11 protein-coding genes, 1 tRNA gene and 1 pseudogene are annotated in these 10093 nt (G+C 60.9%); 2 read left to right on the forward strand and 11 right to left on the reverse strand.

What is annotated here, in order from left to right; translation table 11 throughout:
* Positions 1-89 precede the first annotated feature (89 nt).
* Positions 90-692, reverse strand: a complete 603-nt coding sequence (locus tag J5F18_RS06625; protein WP_346301496.1) for a hypothetical protein — start codon at positions 690-692, stop codon at positions 90-92.
* Positions 693-849: 157 nt separating this feature from the next.
* Here J5F18_RS06625 and J5F18_RS06630 point away from each other — a divergent pair.
* Both J5F18_RS06630 and J5F18_RS06635 read left to right on the forward strand, forming a co-directional pair.
* Positions 850-926 (forward strand) — tRNA-Ile (locus tag J5F18_RS06630).
* 65 nt (positions 927-991) lie between these two features.
* A pseudogene (locus J5F18_RS06635) lies at positions 992-1219 on the forward strand (ParA family protein); the annotation flags it as partial.
* Between the two features lie 211 nt (positions 1220-1430).
* Here the strand turns inward: J5F18_RS06635 and J5F18_RS06640 are convergent.
* From J5F18_RS06640 to J5F18_RS06685, 10 genes are all read right to left on the reverse strand, one after another.
* Complete coding sequence (locus tag J5F18_RS06640) at positions 1431-2885, reverse strand: glycosyltransferase family 39 protein (RefSeq protein ID WP_346301497.1); 1455 nt, start codon at positions 2883-2885, stop codon at positions 1431-1433.
* 9 nt (positions 2886-2894) lie between these two features.
* Entirely contained in the window at positions 2895-3530 is a 636-nt protein-coding gene (locus tag J5F18_RS06645) for an HAD-IB family hydrolase (RefSeq protein WP_346301498.1), read from the reverse strand.
* Complete coding sequence (locus J5F18_RS06650) at positions 3527-4282, reverse strand: SDR family oxidoreductase (RefSeq protein WP_346301499.1); 756 nt, start codon at positions 4280-4282, stop codon at positions 3527-3529. The genes J5F18_RS06645 and J5F18_RS06650 overlap by 4 nt, the downstream gene beginning before the upstream one ends.
* Positions 4279-5580, reverse strand: a complete 1302-nt coding sequence (locus J5F18_RS06655) for an FAD-binding oxidoreductase (protein WP_346301500.1) — start codon at positions 5578-5580, stop codon at positions 4279-4281. The genes J5F18_RS06650 and J5F18_RS06655 overlap by 4 nt, the downstream gene beginning before the upstream one ends.
* A complete protein-coding gene (locus tag J5F18_RS06660; RefSeq protein ID WP_346301501.1) occupies positions 5577-6548 on the reverse strand; it encodes a lysylphosphatidylglycerol synthase transmembrane domain-containing protein in 972 nt (323 codons plus the stop codon). Before J5F18_RS06660 ends, J5F18_RS06655 begins: the two co-directional genes overlap by 4 nt.
* Positions 6545-7417 carry a decaprenyl-phosphate phosphoribosyltransferase gene (locus J5F18_RS06665; RefSeq protein ID WP_346301502.1) on the reverse strand — a complete coding sequence of 291 codons (873 nt, stop codon included), beginning with the start codon at positions 7415-7417 and terminating at the stop codon, positions 6545-6547. The genes J5F18_RS06660 and J5F18_RS06665 overlap by 4 nt, the downstream gene beginning before the upstream one ends.
* Positions 7418-7668: 251 nt before the next feature.
* A complete protein-coding gene (locus tag J5F18_RS06670; RefSeq protein WP_346301503.1) occupies positions 7669-8055 on the reverse strand; it encodes a type II toxin-antitoxin system VapC family toxin in 387 nt (128 codons plus the stop codon).
* Positions 8052-8303 carry a type II toxin-antitoxin system Phd/YefM family antitoxin gene (locus tag J5F18_RS06675; protein WP_346301504.1) on the reverse strand — a complete coding sequence of 84 codons (252 nt, stop codon included), beginning with the start codon at positions 8301-8303 and terminating at the stop codon, positions 8052-8054. Before J5F18_RS06675 ends, J5F18_RS06670 begins: the two co-directional genes overlap by 4 nt.
* 235 nt (positions 8304-8538) lie before the next feature.
* The gene (locus J5F18_RS06680; RefSeq protein WP_346301505.1) at positions 8539-9450 is read right to left on the reverse strand and encodes a bile acid:sodium symporter; all 912 of its coding nucleotides are present in this window, start codon (positions 9448-9450) and stop codon (positions 8539-8541) included.
* On the reverse strand, positions 9444-10093 hold a 650-nt coding region (locus tag J5F18_RS06685), incomplete at its 5' end, for an AMP-binding protein (protein ID WP_346301506.1). The genes J5F18_RS06680 and J5F18_RS06685, both read right to left, overlap by 7 nt.

Below are 10093 nucleotides of genomic sequence, written 5' to 3' on the forward strand. Positions count from 1 at the left end.
TGAGTCGGCGCGGAGAGCGGCGCGACCCGGGGATCCGGCGTCCCCTGGTCGCAGGCCTGGGCAGGCGGGTGAGGCGGGCGTGGCCGGGTTCAGCGCCGGATCAGCAGGGCATCCAGGCTCACCGGCACCTCGTCGCCGATCTGCTCGTAGCCGAGCAGCAGCAGGACCGCTCGCAGGCTGGGGTCGGCCATCAGCTCGCGGCCGTCCAGGGCCACCCGCCCGGCGTTGATGACCCGCACCCGGTCGGGGGCCTCCCGGGTAAAGCGCACCGTCAAGGGCTCGTGGCGGGTGGCGTTGCCGGACTGCACCGAGAGCTCGAGGACCTCCACCAGAGAATCACCCACGGCAAGGGCCTCCAGGCGCTCCGGCGGAAAGCGGGTGGACAGGGTCGCCATGGGCCGCTCGGTGAAGCCCGAGAGCCAGGGCGGCAGCGGGCCCAGGCGCTCGATCACGTCGCTCTGGGCCAGTCGCAGCGGCAGAACCAGGGTGCCATCCGCCTCGGCGGCACCGGAGAGCCGGCGCACCTCGTGCTGACGGGGAATCGGCCCCTCCGGAGCGAGCTGCACCACGGTGGCGGCCACCCGCGACTGGGCGGGGTCCAGCTCCCAGGCGGCGGCCGCCGGCAGGGTGAGCAGCAGGGTCAAGAGGGCCGACCCAAGGACGGGGAAGCGAGCAAGGGGACGCAGGCGCACCGGCGGATCTCCAGAAGGGGGCGGGCTCCTTGAAGACCGCGGCAGCGGGAGAAGGTGCCGCGGTGGTGGAATCGGCCAAGGGAGCGCGGCTGGCTATGGCCACCTTCATCGCCATTCGCTATCATACGTCCGCGCCCCGGCGCACCTTCCTCTGAAAGGGCCTATAGCTCAGTTGGTTAGAGCAGGGGACTCATAATCCCTTGGTCGCTGGTTCGAGTCCAGCTGGGCCCACCAAGTACGCACTGCATTGATTGAGGTTCGACCCTTAGGCCACTCGTTACCACACGAGGGCACAATCAATGCGCATCATGTCTGTTATCTCCACCAAGGGCGGCGTCGGCAAGACCACCGTCACAGCCAATCTGGGCGGCCTCCTGGCCGATGCGGGCCTCAAGGTCCTGTTCATCGACCTGGACAGCCAGCCGACCCTTTCCAGCTACTACCCTCTTCGCACCGAAGCCCCCGGCGGTACCTATGAGCTGATCGCGCTCAGCGACACGGCTCCCGACCGCGTCATATCGCAGACCCGGCGTGGCTGGTGAGGGTGCGGCGACTGGCGCGGAATTTGATGTTGGGCATGACACTGTCTGGATGAATGGCGATAACGGCTATATTGCCATGCAGGTCAGTGGGTTAGAAGGATTTCTTGGGGCCGACCTCGCGGATTCAGATTGACTAAAAACCGCCTCTCCAAGACTTCCTGGAGGGGCGGTCAGTGCGCGTAAAGAAAGCGACCGTTTACTTGCTATAGAGAACCGCTACACTTTGATTTCTCTGCGGCGTTATGTATCCGACCTCTGCGCCGACACTTCTAAATTCATCTACGATCTCATCAAGGTCATGACTTTGCTGCTGCATCAACATGAAGAACGGACTCTCAATGCTGTAGATATCTTCTATAAAAACCGGCTCAATCTCAATATCGTCGTCTGAGAAGTAAAACTCAGCCATCATCTTCTGAACTTCCGGCATCGAAGTTCCGTTTCTCGCCAAATAATAAATATTATCCCCTTCAGAATTTTCTTCTTCAATATACTCCACTGCCCCTGAGTTATTCTGCATGGGAGAAACTTTTGATTTAACATTAACAGAAGCAATCCCAATATTCCCAATTCCTCCAATGACCACGGCAACCATCAAATACTTAAATCCTATGCTTTTCATTCCCTGAACTGCAAGGCCAAGTAATATCGAAAAAGCGGGGAGCAAAACAATGTAATTTCGTCTCGTGGATATTGGAGAGTGATAATCTATGGCAATCATGATCAGAGCAAAAAATGAGACCAGTGCCGTCAGTTTTAAAAGGATGCTGCTCCCGGGGCTCTTAATTAATCCTCTCCCCTTACGAGCAAGAGCGACAACCAAAACAAAAAGTATGATGAAAACTAGCGCCGCCAGATACTCCCGATACATCTCCCCGCCAAGCTTCCCCGCAAGGATGTTAATTTGCGGCGTCAATCCTGATGACAGGCTAGATATCGTAGACTGAAAACCTTCTGACTTTATCCAGAAATTATCCCCTGATTTTTCGCCGACACTTCCTTTGAATAAGTGTATTGCCGGCCAAATAAAGCAAACCAGCCCTGTGAAGACAATCGATAACGACCTACGAATCTCCCTCCGAGACTCAAAAAGAGAAAATATTATAATCAGCCCGGCGTAAACAAATCCGAAGTAATGCGTAAGGCTTAACAAAACAGAAAGACATGAAAATATAAAAAACCTTTTCATACCTTCAAGATGATAGCTTTTTAGATAGCATGTTGTCAGAACAGATGCCAAAAACAGCATCATTGCATATGATCTTGCCTCTTGTGAGTAGAAAACAAAAAGCGGCGCAGTAGAAAAAAACAAAATCACCGTTTTAAATCCGACATCATCCATCTCATCTCTCGCCCAAGATGCAATGAAATACAGAGATGAAGCAGCAAACAAGAAGCTTAGAAAACGAACTTGCCTCTCGCCGGGTCCAAATAAATCAACCCATGCCCCAAGAAGCATCATATATAATGGCGGATGCACATCTACCAGTATAAAAATATCAAACATTTCAGTGAGGCTTAGCCCGGCGGCCACAACTGAATTAAGCTCATCCCACCAGTATGAATACTGGTAGAAAACCCCTATGGCTGAGAGGGAGACACCTAAAGCAACAAGGGCATATACTGCGTAATTCGATATGCTTCTCACCACACCAACCCTCTAAATAGAATAAAATTTGTCTTTTTTCCAAAGATACCCACTCTTCACTGCGGTAAGCATTGGAACGTCACCTGAGGTATCCCCATAAGCATACGTATCAGTTAGGTACTTCCCTGACTGCCATTGTACAACTCTGCGATGTTTTTCTTTGCCGTAGCAGTTTTCGCCCTGGATGCTACCCGACACATGCCCACTGGCATCTTTTTCTAGTGCGGTGCAGATCACCTCTGAGAAGCCCTCTCGCTGTGCCCAGTCATTCAGGTAAACGTCCATCGAGGCACTCACCAGCACGCACTCATGGCCCTGCTCCTTGTGCCATCGGAGACGCTCCATGCCCTCGGGACGCAGCATGGTGGGGATCACCTCTTCGCTGAAGCGTTGCCCTCTCTCGAAGAGATCATCGATGTGATATCCGGCCAGGTACTGCTTGAGCACGATCTGCTTGGCAATATCATTGCGCAGCAGTTTGGCGAAGTAGGCTGCGAGCACGGGACTGACCAGGGCCAGCTTGGCGTAGTAGGTCGGCGTGCCGACGACGAACTTGAGAAACGGCATCAGGGTATCGCCGGTCGTCAGGGTGCCGTCGAAGTCGAAGAATGCCACGGGGCGGTTGTTAGAGGCGTCGTTCTGGCTCATAGCGACATCCGTTTGAAGATTGTCTCGGGGATGTGCTTGATGATCAGCATGATGCCCCACCAGAACCAAGGCAGGTACACCTCCCCTTTGCCCTTCTGCATGGCCTTGATGATGCCCTTGGCAATCTGCTCTGGCTTGGCCCACAGCGGTCCACCCTTGTCGAATTCGGCGGTCATGGGGGTATCCACGAAGCCGGGCTTGATGATCACCACGTCGACGTTGGCCTTGGCCAGCCGGTTGTTCAGCCCTTGGAGGAACAGGGTGACCATCCCCTTGGCGGCACCGTAGACGTAGTTACTCTGCCGCCCTCGGTCGCCGGCCACCGAGCTGATCACGGCGATCACGCCACGCTGCTGCTGCTCAAAGCGGTTGGCGAGCAGAGTCAGTAAGTTGATCACGCTCAGGGCGTTGGTCTCGATCTCCTGGCGAGTCAGGGCGGTGTCCGCCTGGCAGGCCTGCTGATCAGGCAGCGTGCCGTGGGCGATCAGTACGCCGTCGATGCCACCCAGCAGGTGCTCGGCGGCATCGATGAGATGGGCATGCTGAGCGCTGTCGGTCAGGTCCGCCACACAGCCATCGATCCGCTGTTGTTCGCTGGCTCTCACCTTGAGGTCGTCTATCAGGGGCATCAGCTTGTCGCGGTTGCGCCCCACGCAGAAGACGGAGGCGCCCTGGGCGACCAGCTGACGGGCGGTCTGCTCGGCAATGGCTGAGGTCGCGCCGAAAAGTAATACACGCTTGAGGGAGTTCATGAGGTCACCCGCTGCCAGAATCGGGAAGAGAAGCCGGGATCGACGTACTCGCTGAAGGCTTCCCATTGAGGGAAGCCCGACTGGAAGAGGCTTGCCGGCATACGGGCGTCCTTGCCGGGGTAAAGGGTTCCACCGGCTTCACGCACGATGGCATCCAGTGCCTCCAGCAGACGCAGGGTCTTGTTGCCCCGGTTGGGGAAGTCCAGGGCCAGAGTGGTGCCTGGGCGAGGGAACGACAGCATGCCAAGCGAGGACTTGCGCCCGAAGGTCTTGAGCACGGCAAGAAACGAGCCCTCTCCGCGCTTGGCGATGGCGTCGAGCAGGGCCGCCGTAGCGCCTTCAGCCTCGCGGGGCGGGATGACGCACTGGTACTGGTAGAAGCCCCGCCGTCCGTAGATGCGGTTCCAGTCCTGAATCCCATCCAGCGGGTAGAAGTACGGCACATAGTGGGTTAGCGCTCCCTGGGGCCTCACCGGCTGCCGGTAGTAGAGGGTATTGAAGGCACGCAGGCTCAGGCCGTTGACCAGCGAGAACGGCGGGTCGACGGGGATCCGCTTGCCGCCCGCCTTGAAGGCCGGCAGCTCGGTTTGTGTCGCCGCATGCTGGCCAGCCAGTAGGATGCCCCGGCCTTGGGCCTTACCCTTTGCCAGGCAGTCGATCCAGGCCACGGTGTAGGGCCAGCGGGCCTCGGCGCGGCGGTTGAGCGCCCAGAACTCGTCCAGGTTGGCAAAGCGCCGCGACTCGACCCACATCCAGGGGTTCTGGATGGGCATCAGCTTCAACTCGACCCAGCGAATCAGGCCAGTCAGACCCAGCCCACCCACGGTAGCCGCGAACCAACCGCTGCTGTCTTCCGGGCGGCACTCGATGACGCTGCCATCACTGCGCCATAGCTCCAGTGCACGCACATGGTGCCCGAAGCTGCCCAGTGCATGATGGTTCTTGCCATGCACATCGTTGGCAACAGCACCGCCTACCGTAGCCAGGCGTGTGCCCGGCGTGCTGGGCAGGAACCAGCCGCGTGGCACTACCAGAGCGAGGATCTCGGCCAGGGTCACGCCCGCCTCACAGCGTACTACGCCCCGCTGGGGGTCGAACTCGATGAAGCGGTCGAGCCCTCTGGTCAGCAGCAGGGTGCCCTGTTCGGTCAGGCACACGTCGCCATAGCTGCGCCCGTTGCCATAAGCCAGTAGCGGCCGGGGCAGGTGGTCCGGCACGTCAGTCGTGCGCTGGGTCAGCGTATACACTGCGTCAGGGGCCACACATGGCAGGCGATTCCAGGAACGCGGGACGTTCATGCGGCCTCCTCCGATGTAGCTTCCCCGTGACGGCTACGGACCAAGGCCACCAGGCCGATCACCACGGCAAACCACAGTGTGGCCAGGCGGATGAACACCGTTGCCGCGATGGCAGCGGGCATGGTCATGCCCTTGAGGACCAGCAGGGAAACCATTACTGCCTCGGCGCTGCCCAGGCCACCCGGCAAGAAACTGAGGGCACCGGCCAGCATCGACAGGGCATAGACGAAGATGGCAAACGATAGCGAGATATCCGCTCCGAGCCAGCCCAGCATCCAGTAGAAAGCCAGCGCTTCGGCGCCCCAGGCGACCACACTGATGACTGTGGTGACACTCAGCAGGGCGGGACGATGGCAGCGGCGTGCGCCTACCAGCATCTCGCTGGCATGGGTAATCAACGACATCAGCTTACCCTTGTGGGCAGACGCCCAGTGGTAAAGCCGATCCAGCAATGTCTGACTCGACAGACAGGCCAGCACCACCACGATTCCCAACACCCCGGCGAGCACGATGCCCCGCGCCTGGGGGTACTGGGCCAGTCCGACCAGGGTAAGCAGCACAATGGCAACGAGGTCGGAAAGACGCTCGCTGATGAAAGCGGCGAAGGTCGCGGGGAATGGCACGCCACGTTGCTTGAGGAGCACGCCCCGAAAGGCCTCGCCCGCCTTGCCGGGGGTGGTGGTCAGGGCAAAGCCGCTGAGGTAGATCCGCAGGCTCGGCGCCCATGGCACGCGGTGGCCCAACTGCGACAGGTAGAGCTGCCAGCGCCCAAAGCGTAGTCCGTAATTCACCAGCGACATGGCCAGGGCGATCAGCGTGCCCAGCACGCCAATCTGCATGAAGGCGGCTACAACCTCATCCCAGCCTCCCCAGAGCGAGAAGGCAAGATAGCCTGCAGTGGCAGCCCCTATGGAGAGGATAAGCGCACGCAGCCGCCAACCTTCCAGGTGATTCACCACGGCAGTCATGACAACACCCAGACAGTGGTCGCCACCCAGGCAACAACCGTGATCAGCAGGTGGCGATCCTGTATCAGGTCCTTGGCCGTGTCATTGCCCTTGGCGCGTCGGTGCAGCAGGAACAGGTAGCGGAAGATGCCGTAGGCCACGAACGGTAGCGTATAAATCAGGTGGTCGCTGCCGTGGATGGCGACCGTCTGTGGCGACATCGTATAGAGGCCATAGGCGAGGATCGTGCAGGCGGCGGTCACCGCGATGAACTGCTCCAGCATCTCGGGGCTGTAGTCGTCTAGCACCCGCCGCGTGAGGCCGTTGTTGGCCACGTCGGTGGCCTCCAGCATCAGCAACTCGGCGCGGCGCTTGGCGAACCCCAGGAACAACGTGACCATCAGACCACACAGCAGCAGCCAGGCGGACGGCGCAATACCCAGACCCACCGTGCCGGCCAGGATGCGCAGCATGAAGCCGGAAGAGATCAGGAACACATCCAGGATCACCACGTGCTTGAGGTGCCAGGAGTAGAAGATATTGATGACGAAGTAGCTCGCTACGAACAGCGTGATCCAGCCACTAACCAGCAGCGACAGCACCAACGACCCCACCACCAAGCCTGTCAGCAGACGCTTGGCGGTCCCAAGCGAGATGGCCCCGCTGGGCAACGGGCGTCGACACTTCACGGGGTGCGCCCGGTCCGCCTCGATGTCCATGATGTCGTTTAGCACGTAGACCGCGCTGGCCATGCAGCAGAAGGCCAGGAAGGCCAGCAGCGCCTGGCTGAGCGTGACGAAATCCCACTGGTGGGCGAACAGTGGCCCTAGGAGTACGAAGCCGTTCTTCAGGTACTGGTGGGGCCGGACCAGCTTCAAGAATGACCGCATATTCAGAGCATCCCTGCGATAGGTTGACAGGTTGGCTTTTTTGCAGGGGATTCTACATGGATTTGGTTAAGGTTGCTGGTAACTATTCAGGTGGTTCTGAATTGGGGTCGCCAACCACCTGATTTTTCTTGCATAGTGTCCCGATGGACCACCACGCCATCCGGGGCATGACTATGTCCCTTGGTCGCTGGTTCGAGTCCAGCTGGGCCCACCACCCCATCTCTTGTCCCGTCTCCAGCATCGTCCAGCTGTTACACCCGCATTATCGGGCCGGGGTAACGCGCCACTGTCGCGTCGGTGGTCAGCAGCAGCATGCCCTCGCTCTCGGCCTGGGCGACCAGCAGGCGGTCGAACGGGTCGCGGTGAATGGGGGGCAAGTGGTGGACGGCAAGGGCATGGCTGCTGGTGATGGGCAGTTCCGTGTAGCCATTGTCGATCAGGCCGCGGCGCAGCAGGGAAGGGTCCACTCGAAAGTCGGGACGCCCCAGGCTGGCCTTGATGGTCACCTCCCAGATGCTGGCGGCGCTGAAGCAGGGCTCGTTGTGCTCATCCAGCAGCTTCTCCTGGGCCGCTGCCGAGAGGCGGTTCGGCAGCGAGGCGGCCCGGAGCAGCAGGTGCGTATCCAGCAACAGCATCATGGTGATTCGCCGCCTTCGAACATCTCGGCAATCGCTGTGCTGCCCATGGTGTCGAAATCGTCGGGGATCTGGAACACGCCTTCCAGGAATCCGAGGCGGCGTGTCTTGCCAGCCGCTGGCGCATCGATGGGGGTGAGCTTGGCGATGGGCTGGCCCGCCTTGGCGATCACTATCGTCTCGCCCTCCGCCGCGCGGGCCAGAAGCCGGGACAGATGCGTCTTGGCCTCGTGGATATTGACGGTGTCCATGGTCAGCGCCTCGATCAACTAGACTAGACTAATCTAGTCTAGTTCAAGTCCATCGCCTTCGCTATGGTCGGGTTCTTCTCTCCACAGCATGCCGATGGGCACGGCCTGGCAGCCGGCAACTGCGGTAGCGTCCGATTGCGGGTCATGCCAGCGTCCAATTGCTGGTTAGTACTCCGTCCAATTGCTGGTTGCTGCTCCGTCCAATTGCGGGTTGCTGGCTCGCTCGAGCAGCGCCTCAGCCCCTGGCCGGCGCCGCGGTTTCCACCTTCGCCTGGTCGCGGGATAGCTCCTCGCGCAGGTTGCGGGCCCGGTAGTAGAGGGTCACGAAGGTGGAGTTGATGACGATGAACAGCGAGTACATCACCGGGATCAGCAGCATCTGCTGCTGGGTCTCACCGGTGAAAGAGAGGGTGACGATCAGCACCGCCAGCGGCCCGTTCTGGATCCCGGTCTCCAGCGACACGGTGCGGGCCTTCAGCGGGTCGAGCCGGGCGGCACGGCTGAACCAGTAGCCGATGACGAAGCCGCACAGGCCCAGCCCAATGGCCGCCAGATAGACCTCGGCGCCGGTGGTCATCAACAGCTCCCAGTTGCGCGGCACCCAGGTCGCGATCAAGAAGACGATGACCACCACGCCGAGGATGCCGCCCATCAGCTCGGTGCAGGCGCCGAGGTTGGCGTTGCGCCGGCGCAGCCACATCCCGAGCAGGGTGGGGACCAGCAGCACGCCCAGCACCGCGACGATATTGCCCGAGGGGATCCGGAAGGCCGCGTCAATGCCGGCGGTGTAGAGGGCCAGCACCAGCGGCACCATGAGCACCGCCGCCAGGGTCGAGCAGACCGTCATCAGGATGGAGAGCCCGAGCAGGCTCCTCGAGAAGTAGGCGAAGATATTGGAGGTGGTGCCGCCGGGCACGCAGCCCATCAGGATCAGGCTGACCGCCTGGATGGGGGGGAGCTGCAGGGCGCGGCCGATCAGGAAGGCGAGCAGCGGCATGAACAGGTACTGGGAGGCGAAGCCGATGCCGATCGCCTGGGGGTGGCGCAAGGCGATGCGGAAGTCCTTGAAGGTCAGCGACGACCCCATGCCCAGCATGATCACGGCCATCATGATGGCCAGCAGGGTCTCCTCGAGTGGGCTCAGCATGCGGGGCTCCCGGCGGTGGCGGCTTGTGGATGATCCTTCAGGTACTCGGCGCGTAGGTCCTTGCGCAGCACCTTGCCGATCGGGCTCTTGGGCAGCTCGTCGACGAAGGCGATCTGCTTGGGCACCTTGTAGCGGGCCAGATGCTGCCGGCAGTGCGCCTTCACCGCCTCGGGGTCGAGCTCGGCGCGGGTCACGATATAGGCGCGCACCGCCTCGCCGGTGTCGGGATCGGGCACGCCGATCACCCCCACCTCGTGGACGGCGTCCAGCAGGGCGATGCAGTCCTCCACCTCGTTGGGGTAGACGTTGAAGCCGCTGACCAGGATCAGGTCCTTCTTGCGGTCGACGATGCGCAGGTAGCCGTCCTCGTCCATGGCGGCGACATCCCCCGTATAGAGCCAGCCGTCGCGCAGGGCCTGGGCGGTCGCCTCCGGCTGCTGCCAGTAGCCCTGCATGACCTGGGGCCCCCGGGCGGTGAGCTCACCCGGCTCGCCCTGGGCCACCGGCTGGCCGTCGGCGTCGACCAGGCGGACCTCGGTCCCCGGCACCGGGATGCCGATGCTGCCCGGCTTGCGCAGCCCGACCAACGGGTTGAAGCTCACCACCGGCGAGCTCTCGGTGAGGCCGTAGCCCTCCACCAGGG

The organism is Halomonas sp. BM-2019, assembly GCF_017584085.1.